Origin of the sequence: Massilia aurea (assembly GCF_024753205.1) — a bacterium.
GTDB lineage: Bacteria > Pseudomonadota > Gammaproteobacteria > Burkholderiales > Burkholderiaceae_D > Telluria > Telluria aurea.
Window position 1 is genome coordinate 960,995 of record NZ_JANUGZ010000003.1, and the last position, 17,547, is coordinate 978,541.

15 protein-coding genes are annotated in these 17,547 nt (G+C 64.0%); 5 read left to right on the forward strand and 10 right to left on the reverse strand.

Annotated features, from left to right (window positions below):
• Positions 1 to 88: 88 nt before the first annotated feature.
• Entirely contained in the window at positions 89 to 865 is a 777-nt protein-coding gene (locus tag NX775_RS14880) for a PEP-CTERM sorting domain-containing protein (RefSeq protein WP_258836700.1), read from the forward strand.
• 27 nt (positions 866 to 892) lie between these two features.
• On the opposite strand, the gene NX775_RS14885 is transcribed toward NX775_RS14880, so the two are convergent.
• The 6 genes from NX775_RS14885 to NX775_RS14910 all read right to left on the reverse strand — a co-directional run bounded on the left by NX775_RS14885 (position 893) and on the right by NX775_RS14910 (position 7,905).
• Positions 893 to 1,939 (reverse strand): septal ring lytic transglycosylase RlpA family protein, encoded by a 1,047-nt coding sequence (locus NX775_RS14885; RefSeq protein ID WP_258836701.1) that lies wholly within the window; start codon positions 1,937 to 1,939, stop codon positions 893 to 895.
• A gap of 18 nt (positions 1,940 to 1,957) precedes the next feature.
• Positions 1,958 to 3,076, reverse strand: coding sequence for a rod shape-determining protein RodA (rodA, locus tag NX775_RS14890; protein ID WP_183556686.1), 1,119 nt, complete (start codon positions 3,074 to 3,076; stop codon positions 1,958 to 1,960).
• A 3-nt stretch (positions 3,077 to 3,079) separates the two neighbouring features.
• Entirely contained in the window at positions 3,080 to 5,068 is a 1,989-nt protein-coding gene (gene mrdA, locus NX775_RS14895) for a penicillin-binding protein 2 (RefSeq protein WP_258836702.1), read from the reverse strand.
• A gap of 35 nt (positions 5,069 to 5,103) precedes the next feature.
• Positions 5,104 to 5,622 (reverse strand): rod shape-determining protein MreD, encoded by a 519-nt coding sequence (mreD, locus tag NX775_RS14900; RefSeq protein ID WP_183556682.1) that lies wholly within the window; start codon positions 5,620 to 5,622, stop codon positions 5,104 to 5,106.
• A gap of 6 nt (positions 5,623 to 5,628) precedes the next feature.
• The gene (gene mreC / locus NX775_RS14905) at positions 5,629 to 6,762 is read right to left on the reverse strand and encodes a rod shape-determining protein MreC (protein ID WP_258836703.1); all 1,134 of its coding nucleotides are present in this window, start codon (positions 6,760 to 6,762) and stop codon (positions 5,629 to 5,631) included.
• Between the two features lie 99 nt (positions 6,763 to 6,861).
• Entirely contained in the window at positions 6,862 to 7,905 is a 1,044-nt protein-coding gene (locus tag NX775_RS14910; RefSeq protein ID WP_183556678.1) for a rod shape-determining protein, read from the reverse strand.
• Between the two features lie 316 nt (positions 7,906 to 8,221).
• On the opposite strand from NX775_RS14910, the gene gatC reads away from it, so the two are divergent.
• From gatC to gatB, 3 genes are read left to right on the forward strand one after another with little or no spacing between them, the layout of a single operon-like run.
• Positions 8,222 to 8,521, forward strand: coding sequence for an Asp-tRNA(Asn)/Glu-tRNA(Gln) amidotransferase subunit GatC (gene gatC / locus NX775_RS14915; RefSeq protein ID WP_183556676.1), 300 nt, complete (start codon positions 8,222 to 8,224; stop codon positions 8,519 to 8,521).
• A gap of 49 nt (positions 8,522 to 8,570) precedes the next feature.
• On the forward strand, positions 8,571 to 10,046 hold the full coding sequence (gatA, locus tag NX775_RS14920; RefSeq protein WP_258836704.1) for an Asp-tRNA(Asn)/Glu-tRNA(Gln) amidotransferase subunit GatA: 1,476 nt from the start codon (positions 8,571 to 8,573) through the stop codon (positions 10,044 to 10,046).
• Between the two features lie 32 nt (positions 10,047 to 10,078).
• Positions 10,079 to 11,539: an Asp-tRNA(Asn)/Glu-tRNA(Gln) amidotransferase subunit GatB gene (gene gatB, locus NX775_RS14925; RefSeq protein WP_258836705.1), complete on the forward strand. Its 1,461-nt coding sequence runs from the start codon at positions 10,079 to 10,081 to the stop codon at positions 11,537 to 11,539.
• 468 nt (positions 11,540 to 12,007) lie between these two features.
• Here the strand turns inward: gatB and pyrE are convergent, their stop codons facing one another.
• Together pyrE and NX775_RS14935 are read right to left on the reverse strand one after the other, a co-directional pair.
• Positions 12,008 to 12,679 (reverse strand): orotate phosphoribosyltransferase, encoded by a 672-nt coding sequence (pyrE, locus tag NX775_RS14930; RefSeq protein WP_258836706.1) that lies wholly within the window; start codon positions 12,677 to 12,679, stop codon positions 12,008 to 12,010.
• Positions 12,680 to 12,711: 32 nt separating this feature from the next.
• Positions 12,712 to 14,673, reverse strand: coding sequence for a hybrid sensor histidine kinase/response regulator (locus NX775_RS14935; protein WP_258836707.1), 1,962 nt, complete (start codon positions 14,671 to 14,673; stop codon positions 12,712 to 12,714).
• Between the two features lie 202 nt (positions 14,674 to 14,875).
• Here NX775_RS14935 and NX775_RS14940 point away from each other — a divergent pair, with 202 nt between their 5' ends.
• Complete coding sequence (locus tag NX775_RS14940; RefSeq protein ID WP_258836708.1) at positions 14,876 to 15,646, forward strand: exodeoxyribonuclease III; 771 nt, start codon at positions 14,876 to 14,878, stop codon at positions 15,644 to 15,646.
• Here the strand turns inward: NX775_RS14940 and NX775_RS14945 are convergent, their stop codons facing one another.
• Positions 15,647 to 16,585 carry a pseudouridine synthase gene (locus NX775_RS14945; protein ID WP_258836709.1) on the reverse strand — a complete coding sequence of 313 codons (939 nt, stop codon included), beginning with the start codon at positions 16,583 to 16,585 and terminating at the stop codon, positions 15,647 to 15,649. It abuts the gene before it with no gap.
• A gap of 7 nt (positions 16,586 to 16,592) precedes the next feature.
• The gene (locus NX775_RS14950) at positions 16,593 to 17,474 is read right to left on the reverse strand and encodes a M48 family metallopeptidase (protein ID WP_307732225.1); all 882 of its coding nucleotides are present in this window, start codon (positions 17,472 to 17,474) and stop codon (positions 16,593 to 16,595) included.
• Positions 17,475 to 17,547: the final 73 nt, after the last annotated feature.

Below are 17,547 nucleotides of genomic sequence, written 5' to 3' on the forward strand. Positions count from 1 at the left end.
ATTGTTTATAATCAATAGGTTGCTGCGCTGGCATAAGTATTGCTATATACAAATTATTGTTTCTTAAATTCAAAACTAGGGGTTTGCCATGAAAAAACTGATCACCACCGCTCTGTTGACCGCACTCTGCACCATCTCCGCTTCAGCCCTGGCCACGCCAATCGCCATGACCGGCGCGTTCGCCTCGAGCGACATGGCAAACAACAATTACAGCGCCGTGTTCAGTGGCAAATCCTTCCTGCCGGCCGACTACACGGTCAACAGCCTGACGTTCTCGTTCTCGTTCCGCGACGATGGCACCGATATGTTCACGACGTCGGCGCCAGTCTCTACCGGCAGCAACATGACGGGCTGGATGCCCCACACGTCGATCAGCTATGCACGCTATCTGACCAATTACGCGACGGTAGAGCGCACGGGCCAGCAGGAAAGCGCGGCCCTGTCGATCGGCGGCGTTGCTCTCGGTACGGGCAGCACGTCATTGCTTGAGTCGAGCACGACCGCATCGAGCCCGCTTCAGGTCAAGTACGAAGGCATGGGCTGCTCTTACTACCAGTGCTACGACTTCTACACGAAGAGCTGGACCGACACCACGACCGTCACCCGCGACTACACCGGCGCCTTCACCATCAGCGGCATCATCTCGAATCAGTCGATCATCGACGAACTGCTGCGCAGCGACCAGTTGACGGTGAACCTGCAGGTCGCGGGTGACCTGATCCTGACCAATTCGCAGCTGCTGCTGGATTACACGAAAGTCGTGGCGTCTGCCGAAGTGCCGGAGCCATCGAGCATCCTGCTGGCGCTTGCCGGTCTGGCCGGCCTGGGCGCCGTGCGTCGCCGCAGCAAGCGCGTGGCGGCATAACGCAGTTTCAGAAAGACTGGCGAGGCGTCAGCGCCGCACGACGATCGGCTTCAACCCCAACGAAGCCGGCAGCGCGTCCATCGCCTCGATCGCCTCGGCACGGGTCGGATACGGCCCGCCATACAGGCGATTGAATGCCCCCACCTTCACCACTTCGAGCGTGCCCACGTCCACACCGGCGCGCGCGATCTGCTCGCTGATCGCTTCGGCGGTACCGGTGCGGCCATACGCGCCAAGCTGGATGTAATACTCGCCCGTCGTGGCGCGCGGCGCCGGCGCCTCTGGTGCTGCTGGTGCCGCCGGTGTCGCCGGCTCCACCAGGCGCACGACAGCGCCGCTGTCCGACCGCACCCGGTCTTCGAGCATCAGCGCGGCGATCTCGGGCGGCGCCGATTGCGCCTGCGATGTCGCTTCACGCCGCGCGGCGGCAATCTGCGCCGGATTGACGATCGGATCGCCCGGGAACAGGCGCTCGATCTCGACCTCGTGGCTGCCGTTGCCGAGCAGGCCCAGTTTCAGCGCAGCCGTGTACGACACGTCGATGATGCGCGTGGAATGGAACGGGCCGCGATCGTTGATGCGCACGACCACCGACTGGCCGCTTTCCAGACTGGTCACGCGCACGTACGACGGAATCGGCAGCGTCGGGTGTGCACCCGTCATCTTGTACATGTCGTAGAGCTCACCGGAAGCCGTGCGCTGGCCATGGAACTTCTTGCCATACCAGGTGCTGATGCCGCGCTGGGTCCACCGTTCATCGTTGCCCAGCGGCGTGTAGGTCTTGCCCAGCACCGTGTAGGGACGGCTGGTGAACTTGTTGAACGGTTCGGCCACGACGACCGCGTCGGGCGTCTCGAGCAGCCCGTCGGGCGGATTCTCGCCCGGGCCGTCGTCCTTGTAGTAGCCGCCCCGTCCCGAATTGGCGGCCGGCAGCTTGGGCGCCGGGCCATGCTTGGCGGTGGGCTTGTGCGGCCACGGAAATGGCGACAAGCGCTTGTGTTCACCGGTACTGCTGCACGCCGTGACAAGAAAGGCAACCGCTACGACCGCCGGGATGTTTTTGCGAACGCCCATTGGCAGTCCTCCTGCTAGTTAAGTCTTCACCAGTTTACGGTGTCTTTGAATACTCATCAATATGCCGGCGCCAAGGCCGAGTGTGATAAAGGCAGTACCGCCATAGCTCATGAAGGGCAGCGGCACCCCGACCACGGGCAAAATGCCCGCCACCATGCCCATGTTGACAAAGGCATAGGTAAAGAAAATCATCGAGATCGACCCGGCCAGCAGGCGCCCGAAGGTATTGGCCGCATTGGCCGCGATCATCAGGCCGCGCCCGATCAGCAGCAGGTACACGAACAGCAGGAACAGGTTGCCGATCAGGCCAAATTCTTCCGAATACACCGAGAACACGAAGTCGGTGGTCCGCTCGGGCACGAATTCCAGGTAACCCTGCGTGCCCTTCATATAGCCCTTGCCGCTCACGCCACCGGAGCCGATCGCGATGATCGACTGGATGATGTGGAAGCCCTTGCCCAGCGGGTCCGAGGTCGGATCGATCAGCGTCATCACCCGCTCGCGCTGGTAATCGTGCATCATCGACCAGCCGACCGGCAGGCTGGCCAGCCCCAGTACCGACACGGCGGCGATGGCCTTCCACGACAGGCCGGCCAGGAAGATCACGTACAGCCCCGACGATGCCACCAGCAGCGACGTGCCAAGGTCGGGCTGCTTCATGATGAACGCCACCGGAATCATCAGGAGCGCCCCGGCGGCCAGGTAATTCTTCCAGCCCGCGACTTGGGCCCTGGTCTGAAAATACCAGGCCAGCATCAGGGGCACGCCGATCTTCATGATCTCGGACGGCTGGATGTCGATCACGCCGATGTGCAGCCAGCGCCGCGCGCCCTTCTTGATCAGGCCAAACATGGCCACTGCGACCAGCAGCGCCACGCCGATGGTGTAGATCGGCACGGCCAGGCGCATCAGCGTTTGCGGCGCGATGTTCGCGGCGATCCACATCACGGCAAACGATAGCAGGAAGTTACGGATCTGGTGCTCGACCCGGTCCGGGAAGTCGGCGCCGGCCGATGACATGGTGATCATGCTGATCGTGACCAGGACCGCGAGGATCAGCGTGAGCGGCAGGTCGAACACCGTGAAATAGGGGCGCAGGCGCCGCCGCAGCGAACGCCGTTCTGGGATATGGGCCATGATTTACTCGGTTCGGGTGACGGCGGGTGCGCTGGCCGTCTGGAGCGGTGCGGTCACGGGCGCTGGCGTCGGTGCTGGCGCTGGTGCGATCTTCTTGACGGTGACGGGACGCTCGGCCTTTTTGGGTTCGGCCGGCGGCGCCGGGCGCTTGCCCAGGATGGCGTAATCGAGCACCTTGCGCGCGATCGGCGCGGCGATAGCACCGCCAAAGCCGGCATTTTCAACGACCATCGCCAGCGCGATGCGCGGCTGCTCGGCCGGCGCAAACACGGTAAACAATGCATTGTCGCGGTGGCGTTCATCGATTGCGTTGGCATTGTATTTCTTGCCGCGCAAGCCGATCACCTGGGCGGTGCCGGTCTTGCCGCCGGCCGTGTACAGGGCGCCGGCAAAGGCTTTCTGGCCGGTGCCTTCGCGGATCACGCCCGCCATCGCATCCTTGATGAAGGCGATGTGTTCGGGCTTCATGGCCAGGCGCCGGGTTTCCTTCGGCACGGTGAGCGTGCGCTCGCGGGTGGCGCCGTCCTCGATCATCTTGACCAGGTGCGGCTTCATCACCACGCCGTTGTTGGCCAGGATGGCGGTGGCATGCGCCAGCTGCAGCATCGTGTAGTTGTTGAAGCCCTGGCCGATCGCGACCGAAATGGTGTCACCGCCGACCCACTTCTGGGCCGCGGGGTTGCGCTTGAAGCGCTCGGCCTTCCACTCTTTTGAGGGCAGCACGCCGGTCTTTTCGTAATCGAGGTCGATCCCGGTCGGCTGGCCAAAGCCGAATTCACGCATGAACTTCGAGATGTTATCGATGCCCATCTCGTTGGACAGCTGATAGTAATAGGTATCGCAAGAGTGGGCGATCGAGGTGTACATATTGACGATGCCGTGCCCGCCCGGCTTGTCATCGTTGAAGCGGTGCCCGCCCAGCATGAAGAAGCCGGGATCGCGGATCGCATCCTGCGGGCGGCGGAACCCCATCTCGAGCGCTGCCAGCGACATGAACGGCTTGAAGGTCGAGCCAGGCGGATAGGTGCCCGACAGCGGCCGGTTCATCAGCGGCTTGTCGAGCGAGGTATTGAGTTCGTTCCAGCTCTGGGTATCGATGCCGTCGACGAACAGGTTCGGATCGAACCCGGGGCGCGACACATACGCCAGCACGTCGCCGGTGGCCGGCTCGATCGCCACCAGGGCGCCGCGCTGGTCACCGAACGCTTCTTCGGCGATCTTCTGCAGTTCGATGTCGATCGACAGGATCAGGTTACTGCCGGGCGTGGGCGCCGTGCGGCGCAGCGTGCGGATGGCGCGGCCACCGGCGGAGCGCTCGACCTGCTCGTAGCCGGTCTGGCCGTGCAGCTGGCGCTCGTAGCGCTTCTCGACGCCTTCCTTGCCCATGTGGTCGGTGCCGTTGTAGTTGGCGGCGTCGTCGCCCTCTTCCAGCGCGTCGGCTTCCTTCTGGTTGATGCGGCCGATGTAGCCGATCACGTGCGAGGCCACCTCGCCCATCGGATACTGGCGAAACAGGCGCGCCTGCACTTCAACGCCGGGAAAACGGAAGCGCTGCGCGGTGAAGCGCGCCACTTCGTCATCGGTCAGGCGCGTGCGCAGCGGGACGCTGGCAAAGCTGCGCGACTCTTCGAGCAAGCGCTTGAAGCGGCGCCGGTCGCGTGGCTCGATCTGCACCAGCTTGGCCAGTTCGTCGATCACCGATTCCATGTTCGCCTGCAGCTTCGAGGGCGTCAGTTCGAGCGTATAGGCCGAATAGTTACGCGCCAGGACCACGCCGTTGCGGTCGACGATCAACCCGCGGTTGGGCACGATCGGCACCAGCGCGATGCGGTTGTCCTCGGCCTGGGCCGCGTACTGGTCGTGGTGCAGCACCTGCAGCCACACGACGCGCGCGACCAGGAGGCCAAAGCAAATGAAGACCAGGGCGATCAGCACCGTCAGGCGCATCCGGAACTGGTGGATCTCGCGATCGCTGTCTTTGAATTCGGTCATGCGCTTATTGGTCGATTCGGGTCGATTCAGGTCGGTCAGATCGGACGGGTGTGGTCGCGGTCGACCGCGCGGCGCTGGGGCGCCAGCAGCAGCCAGGTGATCACGGGCCACAGGATCACCGCCACCACGCTCTCAATGAATTGCAGCAGGCCAGGAAAGCGCCCGGAGACGATGAAATGCACGATCAGCTGGATCGCCTGCGCCATCAGGAGCAGCGGGAACACGTGCATGGCCTGGGTGAGCGTCGGGAACCACAGCACGCGGCGGTGGATCATGATGGCGAAGTACGACAGCAGCGTATAGGCCAGCGCGTTCTCGCCCAGGAGGCTCGCATCGTGCACGTCCATCAGGAGGCCCATGCAGAAGGCGACGCCGATGCCGACCTTGCGCGGCTGGTGGATGCCCCAGAAGACCAGCACCAGTGCGACGAAATCGGGCGCGCCAAGCCAGCGGCCCCACGGCATCAGGTTGAGCATGAAGGCGCACACCAGGCTGAACGTGATGAACAGCGGGCTGACGGGCAGCAGGATGTAATGCGGGCGGTTACCTGGCATGGTCGCTTATCGGGTTGGTGACGGTGCTGACGGCGCAGGTACGACTGGCGTCGGTGCAGGCTGCGCCCGGACCGCCGGCGTAGTAGCGGCGCGTGTCGTTGTAGCCGGCACAGGTGTGGTCAGCGTCGTCGTTGGTGCGGCGCCCGGGGTGACCGGCGCCGCTGGCGCAACCGGCGACTGCACGGCCGCCGGCGCGCCAGCGGCCGGCAATGGCGACGCGGGCAACGGTGGCGTCGGCACCGGCGCCATCGCCGGCAGCTTGCGGCGGTTGCCGGATGGCGGTGTTTCCTGCGGCGGGCGCGCCGGCAAGGCATGGTTCGACATGATCACCAGCACCTGGCGGTTGCGGTCGATGCCGGCCAGCGGCAGGCCAACGACACGGCCGAACGAGCCGGTCGCCTTTTCGACCTGCGTCACGCGCGCGACGGCCAGGCCGGCCGGGTACATGCCGTCCAGGCCCGACGTGACCAGCACGTCGCCGACCTGAATGTCGGCGTCCTGGGCCACGAAGCGCAGATCGAGCTGACCGGAATGACCGCGGCCGTACACGATGCTGCGCAAGCCGCTGCGCAGCACCTGCACGGGAATGGCCTGGTCCTTGTCGGTCAGGAGCGTGACTTCGGATGTGAACGGAAACACGCGCGTGACCTGCCCCACCACGCCGGCATGGTCGATCACCGGCAGGCCGGGCGTCACGTCGTCGCGCGAGCCGCGATTGATGACGATGCGGCGCGTCGACGGATCGCGCGCGTCGTACAGGATTTCGGCCATCTGCGATTGCACGGGCAGTTGCTGCTTGCCGTCCATCAGGCGCCGCAGGTGGATGTTCTCGGCCATCTGGAACTGCGCCTGCTGCAGCAGGCGGGCCTGGGCCAGCTCCTGGTTCTTCAGCGCCTGGACCTGCTTTTGCAGCGTGGAGACCGACGAGAAATAGACGCCCATATTGCCCACCGCATCGCGTGGCAGCATGGCGGCCATCTGCATCGGGTACAGCACGGTCGCGGCGACCGTACGCACGCCGGCCAGAAGCCCCATGCGGGCGTCGACCACCAGCAGAACGATCGCGATCAGCGCGAACACCGTCACCTTGACACGCGCGGGCGCGCCTTGTTTGAACAGCGGCGGAGGACTATATTCCATGAGCTCTGGTGGTGGTAACGCGGGAGTTCATATCAAGACGGGCAGTTGCGCGCAGCTTGTGACCGCACGCCCTGCCCGTCCTGGAAGACCACGTGCGGCTTATTCGTACGAGAAGATGGAACCGAGTTTGTCCATCCGTTCCAGCGCCATGCCCGAGCCGCGCACCACGCAGGTCAGCGGGTCTTCGGCCACCAGCACCGGCAGGCCGGTTTCTTCCATCAGCAGACGATCCAGGTCGCGCAGCAGCGCGCCGCCGCCGGTGAGCATCATGCCCTTTTCGGCGATGTCGGCGCCCAGCTCTGGCGGGGCCTGTTCCAGCGCGTTCTTCACGGCCGAGACGATCTGGTTCAGCGGGTCGGTCAGCGCTTCGAGGATCTCGTTGCTCGAAATGGTAAACGAGCGCGGAATGCCTTCGGACAGGTTGCGGCCCTTGACTTCCATCTCCTTGACTTCCGAACCCGGAAACGCCGAGCCGATCGCCTTCTTGATCGCTTCGGCGGTCTGTTCGCCGATCAGCATGCCGTAGTTGCGGCGGATATAGTTGACGATGGCTTCGTCGAACTTGTCGCCGCCCACGCGCACCGAGCCCTTGTAGACCATGCCGCCCAGCGAGATGATGCCCACTTCGGTGGTGCCCCCGCCGATGTCGACCACCATCGAGCCGGTTGCTTCCGACACCGGCAGGCCGGCGCCGATGGCCGCAGCCATCGGCTCTTCGATCAGATACACCTGCGAGGCGCCGGCGCCAAGCGCCGATTCACGGATCGCGCGGCGCTCGACCTGGGTCGAACCGCATGGCACGCAGATGATGATGCGTGGCGACGGGCGGAAGAATTTGGACTCGTGCACCATGCGGATGAACTGCTTGAGCATCTGTTCGGTGACGGTGAAGTCGGCGATCACGCCATCCTTCATCGGGCGGATCGCCTCGATATTGCCCGGCACCTTGCCCAGCATCTGCTTGGCTTCCTTGCCAACCGCCTGAATCGTCTTCTTGCCATTTGGCCCGCCCTGCTGGCGGATCGCGACGACCGACGGCTCGTCCAGCACGATACCCAGGCCACGCACGTAAATCAGCGTGTTGGCGGTACCGAGGTCAATGGCGAGGTCGTTCGAGAAATAGCTGCGTAAAAAACCAAACATGGGTGTCCTGATGCGCATCAATGTGCGCCTAAACATTGATCGGGGATTCTGTGCCGCACCTGCCAACCGAGGGCACCGCGGACTTTCATTGCGCGGGAGCCATAGCTTTCGGCACGACAACGCATTAGCCCGCCATTCTACCTTATAATTTGTCGTTTACATGCCCAATACAGGTGGATTTCCCCACCGAATTGCAAGCGGTTTGCGCGATATTTGAAGGGTTTTATCAACTTTAAAATGCTGTTCGCTGACAACTTGCTAACATTCTTTATTCGCCTAATCACATTCTGCGTAGCCTTGGCCGCGCCACCTTGCCATGTCCTTGACCCTATCTGACGTAAAACGCATTGCCAACCTGGCCCAGCTCGAAATGAACGAGGCCGATGCCGAAATCGCGCTGACCGAGCTGAACGGCATTTTCGCGCTGGCCGAGCAGATGCAGGCGGTCGACACCACCGGCGTGGCGCCACTGGCCCAGCCGCTGTCGGCGATCCTCGCCCTGCCGCTGCGCCTGCGCGACGACGTGGTGACCGAACAGAACCACCGCGACGATTACCAGGCGCCGGCCCCGAAAGCGCAGGACGGCCTGTATCTGGTGCCGAAGGTCATCGAGTAATCCCGGCTTTTGAATCGCTCACGAATCCGCTTTTAGAATCGACACGCACATGCATAACAAGACCCTCAAGGAGCTGTCCGCGCTCCTGCACTCGAAGCAGATCTCGAGCACGGAACTGACGCGCCACTACCTCGGCCGCATCGACGCCAGCGAACATAACGCCTTCCTGCACGTGGACCACGCGCGCTCGCTGGCCCAGGCCGCCGAAGCCGACGTGCGCTTCGCCGACGGCACGGCCGGCCCGCTGACCGGCGTGCCGATCGCGCACAAGGATATTTTCGTCACGCGCGACTGGCGCACGACGGCCGGCTCGAAGATGCTGGAGGGCTACGTCAGCCCGTTCGATGCCACCGTGGTCGAGCGCTTCCGCAATGCCGGCATGGTCACGCTGGGCAAGGTCAACCTCGATGAATTCGCGATGGGCTCGGCCAATGAAAACTCGGCCTACGGCGCAGTGAAGAATCCTTGGGATACGACGGCGGTGCCGGGCGGCTCCTCGGGCGGCTCGGCGGCGGCGATCGCTGCGCGCCTGGCGCCGGCGGCCACCGCCACCGACACCGGCGGCTCGATCCGCCAACCGGCCGCGTTCTGCGGCGTCACCGGCATCAAGCCAACGTACGGGCGCGTATCGCGCTTCGGCATGATCGCGTTTGCCTCGTCGCTCGACCAGGGCGGCCCGATCGCCCAGAGCGCCGAGGATTGCGCGTTGCTGCTCAATGAAATGATCGGCTTCGACGAGCGCGATTCGACCAGCCTCACGGTCGACCAGGGCAACGTCGCGGAAGACTACACACGCGCGCTGGAGCACCCGTTGACCGGGCTGCGCATCGGCGTGCCGGCCGAGTATTTCGGCGAAGGCCTGGCGAGCGACGTCGAAGCCGCCGTGCGCGCGGCGCTCGAACAGTTCGTGAAACTGGGCGCGACGCTGGTGGACATCTCGCTGCCAAAGACCGCGCTGTCGATCCCGACCTATTACATCATCGCGCCAGCCGAAGCCTCGTCGAACCTGTCGCGCTTTGACGGTGTGCGCTACGGCCACCGCGCCAGCGAGTACAAGGATTTGCAGGACATGTACCGCAAAACCCGCGCCGAAGGTTTCGGCACGGAGGTCAAGCGCCGCATCCTGGTGGGCACCTATGTGCTGTGCCACGGCTACTACGATGCGTATTACGTGCAGGCGCAGAAGATCCGGCGTTTGATCGCCGACGACTTCCAGGCTGCGTTTGCCGACAAGTGCGACGTGATCATGGGCCCGGTCGCGCCGACCGTGGCGTGGGATCTGGGCGCCAAGTCGAACGATCCGGTGGCGAACTACCTGGCCGACATCTACACGCTCTCGACCAGCCTGGCGGGCCTGCCCGGCATGTCGATCCCGTGTGGCTTCGGCGCCGGCGAGAAGAATGGCAAGCGGCCGGTCGGCCTGCAAATCATCGGCAACTACTTCGCCGAAGCCAAGCTGCTCAACATCGCGCACCAGTACCAGCTCGCGACCGATTGGCATACGCGCACGCCGGACGGCGTTTGATTCGCGCCGACACAGAACAAAGAGAGAACACTATGCAATGGGAAGTCGTCATCGGTCTTGAGAACCACGTGCAGCTCACGACCCAATCGAAAATCTTCAGCGGCAGCGCGATCCGTTTCGGCGCCGAGCCGAACACGCAGGCCAGCCCGGTCGACCTGGCGCTGCCAGGCGTGCTGCCGGTGCTGAACCGCGGCGCGGTCGAACGCGCGATCCGTTTCGGCCTGGCGGTCGGCGGCACCATCGCGCCGGAGTCGGTCTTCGCGCGCAAGAACTACTTTTATCCCGACCTGCCGAAGGGTTACCAGATCAGCCAGTTCGCCGATCCGGTGGTCCAGGGCGGCACGCTGTCCTTCGCCTACGAAAAAGACGGCAAGCTCGAAATGAAGACGGTCAACCTGACCCGCGCCCACCTCGAGGAAGACGCGGGCAAGTCGCTGCACGAAGACTATGCGGGCATGAGCGGGATCGACCTGAACCGCGCCGGTACGCCGCTGCTGGAAATCGTGTCCGAACCTGAAATGCGCAGCGCCGCCGAAGCGGTGGCGTATGCCAAGGCGATGCACTCGCTGGTGATGTGGCTGGGTGTGTGCGACGGCAATATGCAGGAGGGTTCGTTCCGCTGCGACGTCAACGTCTCGGTGCGCCCGGTCGGCCAGCAGGAATTCGGCACGCGCTGCGAAATCAAGAATCTGAACTCGTTCCGCTTCATGGAAGAAGCGATCCACTACGAAGTGCGGCGCCAGATCGAACTGATCGAAGACGGCGGCAAGGTGATCCAGGCCACGCGCCTGTGGGACCCGGACCGCAAGGAAACGCGCTCGATGCGGACAAAAGAAGACGCGCAGGATTACCGCTACTTCCCCGACCCTGACCTGCCGCCGCTGGCGATCGGCCAGGACTGGATCGAGCGCGTCAAAGCGGAGATGCCGGAACTGCCAGGCGCCATGCGCGCCCGCTTCACGGGCGAATACGGCCTGCCGGAATACGACAGCCTGGTGCTCACGTCGTCGCAGACGATGGCGACGTACTATGAAGCGGTGGTGGCAAAAGCCGGCAAGGAAAACGCGAAATCGGCCGCCAACTGGATGATGGGCGACGTGTCGTCGACACTGAACCGCGAAGGCGTCGAGCTGCAGGCTTCGCCAGTGAGCGCCGCGCAACTGGCGCTGCTGCTCAAGCGCATCGCCGACGGCACGATCTCGAACAAGGCCGCAAAAGAAGTCTTCGCCGCAATGTGGGACGCCAAATTGGACGAAGAGGGATTGGCCGACACGGTCATCGACCAAAAGGGGCTGAAACAGATCTCGGATACGGGCGCACTGGAAGCGATCGTCGACGAGGTCCTGGCCGCCAACGCCAAATCCGTCGAACAATACCGCGCCGGCAAAGAAGCAGCGATCAACGCGCTGATCGGCCAGGCAATGAAAGCCTCCAAAGGCAAAGCCAACCCAGCGCAAGTCACCGAACTGCTGAAGAAAAAGCTGACCAGCTAACCCTTCCTCCCAATTAGGGTCAGAGTCGAATTATTGAGCAATTGCCCACAATTGCCAGCAATGCGACGCTGACCCTGATTCATTTTTACCCGCGGTAATTGCCCAGCCTAGTGACTCTGTCCCCACTTATCGGGCAACCGCGAGCAATTGCCCAATAATTCGACTCTGACCCTATTTGTTTGGCTGGCCCAAACTGTCCGCAAAGCAGGAAAGCTGGTCCGATTCCTGTTTAAGTGATCAAATTGATTAGCGATATTCCAAGCGGAAAATAAATCGATTCCTGCAAGCACATAAACAATGAGGGTCAGAGTCGAATTGTTTGACAACATTGGGTAATTGCCCAATAAGTCGACTCTGACCCTCATTAATTTACAAGAGTTTCCGCCAATCTAAATTAGGGTCAGAGTCGAATTGTTTGACAACATTGGGTAATTGCCCAACAAATCTACTCTGACCCTAATTGTTGGGCTATTGCTTTTGGATGCCGTAGCGGGTGCGGTAAGCGGAGACGGCGTCTTTGTGTTGCGCCAGGCGGGGGTCGGCGGTGTGGGTGTCGAGGTAGGTGAAGAGGTCGGCGAGGTTGGCGATCGAGATCACCGGGATGTTGAATTCGCGCGAGACTTCTTGTACGGCTGACTGCTCGGAGAGTGCGTCGTCGGCGCCCGAGCGCTCCATGCGGTCCAGTGCGATCAACACAGCGGCTGGCTCGGCGCCGGCGGCGCGGATCATGGCAACCGATTCGCGCACCGACGTGCCGGCGCTGATCACGTCGTCGATGATCACGACCTTGCCCTGCAGCTTGGCGCCGACGATGGTGCCGCCTTCGCCGTGGTCCTTCGCTTCCTTGCGGTTGTACGCGTACGACGTGTCGCGGCCTTTCGCGGCCAGGGCCACTGCCGTCGCGGAGGCCAGCGTGATGCCTTTGTAGGCCGGGCCGAACAGCATGTCGAATTCGACGCCCGAGTCAAGCAGCGTCTGTGCGTAGAACTGGGCGAGCTTGCCCAGCGTGGCGCCGTCGTGGAACAGGCCGGCGTTGAAGAAGTATGGCGACAGGCGCCCGGCCTTGGTCGTGAATTGGCCGAACTTCAATACTTCGGCCTCGACCGAAAACCCGATGAATTGCTGGCGCAGATCAGTCATGTACTTCTCCCTGGATGTCGAAAGCGGCTATTTTAATCGCTCACGGCCTTGCCGGCGACGACCCGTAGCGCTTCGGCCCCGCTGATCGGCTTGACCATGTGCGCCGCGAAGCCGCTGGCCTGACTGCGCGCGCGGTCCGTGGCCTGGCCGTATCCGGTCAGTGCGACCAGCCGGCACAGGCGCCCTGCCGGCAGCGCGTGGATCCGCGCGGCGAGCTGGTAGCCGTTGAGCACCGGCAGGCCGATGTCGAGCAGCGCGACGTCGGGCCGGAAGCGTTCAACCTCTGCCAGCGCCGCTACCGGATCGTGATACACCTCGACCGTGTGCCCGTGCGCCGTCAGCAGGCGCGCCAGCGTATTGGCGCCGTCGGCATTGTCGTCCACCACCAGCACGCGCTGCGGCGCGCTGTCGGTGGCCGGCGCGGCCACAACGGCCACCGGTACGGCCAGCCCTGCCACGCCGTGCAGCGGCAGGCGCACCACGAACTTGCTGCCCAGGCCCCGCCCTGCGCTGCGCGCTTCGACAGTGCCGCCATGCAGCTCGACGATGTTCCTGACCAGCGCCAGCCCGATTCCGAGCCCGCCCTCGGCGCGGTCGATGCTGCGTTTGCCCTGGAAGAACAGCTCGAACACCTGCTCGCGCATCTCGGGCGCCAGGCCGATGCCCGTGTCGCGCACGCTGATCTCGACCATGTCCGCGCTGTCGCGCCGTGCGCGTAGCCAGATCCGGCCGCCCGGTTCCGTGTAGCGTGCGGCATTGGTCAAGAGGTTCGACACCACCTGCACCAGCCGCGCCGGATCGCCTTCCCACACCAGGCCCGGCTCGACGTCGACCTCGAGATGGTGACCGCGCTGCTCGACCAGCAGGCTCGCCATCTCGAGCGCGCGGCCCGTCACCTGCGCCATCTCGACCTGCTCGACCTTCAGTTCGATCTTGCCGCGCGTGACGCGCGAGACGTCGAGCAGGTCGTCCACCAGCCGCACCAGATGGTCGACCTGGCGCTGGATGATCTCGCCCTCGCGGCCGTACGCACCGTCGCCCCGCATGCGCATCAGTTGCAGCGCGGTGACGATTGGCGAGAGCGGATTGCGCAGCTCGTGGCCCAGCATCGCCAGGAATTCATCCTTGGCCTGGCTGGCCGCGCCCAGGTCGACCAGCAGCTGCTCGCGCTCGCGGGCCGCGTGCTCGATTGCCAGGCGGTTGCGTACGTGCTCGGTCACGTCGACCGCAACCACGATCACGCCTTCTGGCCGGCCGTCCAGGTCCAGCAGCGGCTCCAGGCTGAACTTGAAGAAGCGCTCGACCGGTTGGCCATCTGCATCCAGGCGCGTGACTGACAGCTCCTCGGCCTGGTACGACACGCCGCTGGCATACACGCGGGCGACCGCCTCCGCCACACCGGCGCCGCCCAGATGCGGGAACGCTTCGTCGAAGGTCTGGCCCAGCATGCTGCTGGTGTCGATCAGGTCGCGGTAGCGGTTGTTCACCAGCCGGAAGCGCAGCTCGGGTCCCATCAACAGCGCCGCCGCGACCGGTGCGGCCATCAGCATGGCGTCGCGCTGCGCCAGCGCCTGGTCGCGCTCGTGGCGTTCGGACGCGTCGCGCGTGAAGCAGCGCGTGTAGCGCAGCTGGCCGTCGACGAAATGCCCGTTCGAGTGGATCAGCACGTGCTTGATCGAGCCATCCTTGCAGCGCAGACGCGCCGGCTGGTCGTACAGCGCCTCGCCCGCCAGCAGCGTGCGCAGGATGAAGTCGATCGTGTCCGGGTCTTCGTGAAAGTCGGCGATATGCCGCCCGACGTAGTCTTCCCAGCCGTAGCCAAGCATCTGCAATTCGGCCCGGTTGGCCCACAGGATGGTGCCGTCGGGGCCGACGCGGTGCAGCCCTTCGACGGCGTTCTCCACGAAATCGTAGAGTTCGGCGGCCGTGGCGTCATCGTGCTCGCGCACGGGAATAGCGACGACGTCCGCAGGGAGCGGTTTGTTAATGTTCATGGGGTCGGGAAGAAGAAAGTGCGGCGTGCCATCGACACGCAGGGGACCGGCAGTATACCAGATCGTTTCCATTTATCACGAACGGTCCCCATAAAGCAACAGATCGAGGGCATGACGGGCAGCATCAAAACACGCTACACTTGCCGGCTGACGACGCGCTTCCCGCTGCGCTCTGCCCTCTTCCACCTGCCTGACCATCTTCATGCCACGAATCATCTCCGCAAACCTCAACGGTATCCGCTCCGCCCACAAGAAGGGCTTCTTTGACTGGCTGGCCACGCAGGACGCCGACTACATCTGCGTTCAGGAGCTCAAGGCCCAGGAAGCCGACATGACCGAAGATTTCCTGCGCCCGCACGGCTACCACGGGCGCTTCCACTACGCCGAGAAAAAAGGCTACTCGGGCACCGGCGTCTACAGCCGCACGGAACCCGACCAGCACCGCATCGGTTTCGGGTGCCTGGAGTTCGATGCCGAAGGCCGCTACACGCGCTGCGACTACGGCAACCTGACGGTCATCTCGGTCTACTGCCCATCCGGCTCCTCGTCGCCCGAGCGCCAGCTGGCCAAGTTCCGCTTCATGGAAGTCTTCCTGCCGCATCTGCAGGAACTGCAGGCCGAGGGCCGCGAAGTTGTCATCTGCGGCGACTGGAACATCGCGCACAAGGAGATCGACCTGAAGAACTGGAAGGGAAACCTGAAGAATTCAGGCTTCCTGCCGGAAGAACGCGCATGGATGACGCGCATCTTCGACGAGCTGGGAATGGTCGATGTGCACCGCGGCCTGGATGCGCGCCCCGACCAGTACACATGGTGGAGCAACCGCGGCCAGGCCTATGCGAAGAACGTCGGCTGGCGCATCGACTATCACGTGGCCACGCCCGGCATCGCGGCGCGCGCGAAAGCCGTCTCGGTCTACAAGGACGTGAAGTTCTCGGACCACGCCCCGCTCATCATCGACTACGACCTGTAATCACACCGGCCAGCGCAAATCGAAGCGGCTGGCAAAGCTGCGCGGCTGGCGCGTGAGCGGATCGTCGAACGCGATGGCGCGCGCCAGCAACTGCAGCGGCGCGCTGAAATCGTCGCTGCCGCAGGGCCGCGCCACCGGATAGAAACTGTCGCCGACGATCGGCGCACCGAGCGACGCCAGGTGCAGGCGCAGCTGGTGCTTGCGCCCCGTGTGCGGATGCAACCGGTAGCGCGCGAGCGGCCCGCGCCCCTCGATCAATTCGATCAGGGTTTCCGAATTGGGTTCGCCCGCCACTTCTTCGCTGAGAAAGAACTGCGCCGCATCCTGCATGCGGCTGCGGTACGTGAACGGCAGCGTGCGCCCTTGCAGCAGCGGCGCGATCGCTTCATAGGTCTTGGTGACCACCCGCTTCTGGAACATCGACTGGTAAGCGCCGCGCGAGGCAGGATTGTGCGAGAAAATCACCACGCCCGCCGTCTCGCGATCGAGCCGGTGGATCGGCACCAGGTGCGGCAAATCGTACGTGCGCTTCAGGCGCACCAGCAGCGTCTCCCTCAAGAAGCGCCCGCTCGGAATCGTCGGTAAAAAATGGGGCTTGTCGGCGACCAGGATGTGGTCATCCTGGAACAGCACCGCCTCCTGGAACGGGATGGGCACCTCGGGCACTTCGAGCTCGCGGTAGTACCAGATGCGCATGCCCTGGCGCACTGGCGTGTCGAACGCCACCCGCGCGCCCTTCGCGTCAACGACCTCGCCGCGTCCCAGCCGCGCCGCCCAGGATTGCATCGGCACGTCGGGAAAGCGCTCGCACAAAAAGCGCAGCATGCCGCCGGCGCGCGTCTCGGTCAGCCACAGGTAGCTGGGCGCGACGCCGTCGCGCAGGGGCAGCGGGACGAGTGCATTGGCTTCGGCCTGACGGCCCCTGGCGCTACTGCCCATCAACGCCTCAATTCAGCGCAGTGCTCTTGTAGGCAGGCAGCTTGGCAACCGTCGTCTTCTTGGCACGCGCATACAGCGGCAGCAGCACGTTCATGTGCGCTTCCATGTCCTTGATGCGGGTGTCGCCGCCCGGGTGGGTCGACAGGATTTCCATCGGCGCGCTCTGGTTCAGCGTGGCCATCTTGCGCCACAGGACGATGCCGGCGCGCGGATCGTAACCGGCACGCGACGAGATATCCAGGCCCACCAGATCGGCCTCGCGCTCTTCGTCGCGCGAGAATTTCAGCACCAGCATGCTGCCCAGGCCATTGGCCGCGGTAGCAGTCAGGTTGGGATCGACGCCGAAGATGCCCGACAACAGCGCGCCGCCGACACGCGCGCCCAGCGCGGTGACGTTGGACTTGGCCAGGCGCTCGCGCCCGTGTTCGCGCAGTGCGTGCGCGATCTCGTGGCCCATGATGGCCGCGGCTTCGTCGTCGGTCAGCTGCAGCTTGGTGAGGATGCCGGTGTAGAAGCCAATGCGGCCACCCGGCATGCAGAACGCGTTGACCTCGTCAGCCTGGATCAGGTTAACCTGCCAGTCCCACTTGCTGGCCACCGGATTCCAGCGCGGCGTGAACGGGATGATGCGCTGGGCGATCGTGCGCAGGCGCTTGAGTTGCGGGTCGCTGGTTGGCGCCAGCAAGCCCTTCTCCTTGGCCTGGCTCATCATCTCGGTGTACTGCAGGCGCGCGGCCTCGTTGACCTGCTCTTCGGGCGCGAGCACGCGCATGCGCGAGAGCGGCTTGACCTCGATGCCATCCTGGACGACGACGCCGGCCTCCTGCGCTGTGGCCAGGCCGGTCGCGGCGAACAGGGTCAGACAAACGGCGAGTTGTTTCAGTTTCATCATGGCTCCGGCAGGCTATTGTTGGCAGCCTGCCTCGTAAAATTGGTTATAAATGGGCAGCGCCCGCGCAGAA

Coding starts and splice junctions, on each gene's coding strand:
- NX775_RS14880 (WP_258836700.1), top strand. CDS start 89: ATGAAAAAACTGATCACCACCGCTCTGTTGACCGCACTCTGCACCATC.
- NX775_RS14885 (WP_258836701.1), bottom strand. CDS start 1,939: ATGGGCGTTCGCAAAAACATCCCGGCGGTCGTAGCGGTTGCCTTTCTT.
- rodA (WP_183556686.1), bottom strand. CDS start 3,076: ATGGCCCATATCCCAGAACGGCGTTCGCTGCGGCGGCGCCTGCGCCCC.
- mrdA (WP_258836702.1), bottom strand. CDS start 5,068: ATGACCGAATTCAAAGACAGCGATCGCGAGATCCACCAGTTCCGGATG.
- mreD (WP_183556682.1), bottom strand. CDS start 5,622: ATGCCAGGTAACCGCCCGCATTACATCCTGCTGCCCGTCAGCCCGCTG.
- mreC (WP_258836703.1), bottom strand. CDS start 6,762: ATGGAATATAGTCCTCCGCCGCTGTTCAAACAAGGCGCGCCCGCGCGT.
- NX775_RS14910 (WP_183556678.1), bottom strand. CDS start 7,905: ATGTTTGGTTTTTTACGCAGCTATTTCTCGAACGACCTCGCCATTGAC.
- gatC (WP_183556676.1), top strand. CDS start 8,222: ATGTCCTTGACCCTATCTGACGTAAAACGCATTGCCAACCTGGCCCAG.
- gatA (WP_258836704.1), top strand. CDS start 8,571: ATGCATAACAAGACCCTCAAGGAGCTGTCCGCGCTCCTGCACTCGAAG.
- gatB (WP_258836705.1), top strand. CDS start 10,079: ATGCAATGGGAAGTCGTCATCGGTCTTGAGAACCACGTGCAGCTCACG.
- pyrE (WP_258836706.1), bottom strand. CDS start 12,679: ATGACTGATCTGCGCCAGCAATTCATCGGGTTTTCGGTCGAGGCCGAA.
- NX775_RS14935 (WP_258836707.1), bottom strand. CDS start 14,673: ATGAACATTAACAAACCGCTCCCTGCGGACGTCGTCGCTATTCCCGTG.
- NX775_RS14940 (WP_258836708.1), top strand. CDS start 14,876: ATGCCACGAATCATCTCCGCAAACCTCAACGGTATCCGCTCCGCCCAC.
- NX775_RS14945 (WP_258836709.1), bottom strand. CDS start 16,585: ATGGGCAGTAGCGCCAGGGGCCGTCAGGCCGAAGCCAATGCACTCGTC.
- NX775_RS14950 (WP_307732225.1), bottom strand. CDS start 17,474: ATGAAACTGAAACAACTCGCCGTTTGTCTGACCCTGTTCGCCGCGACC.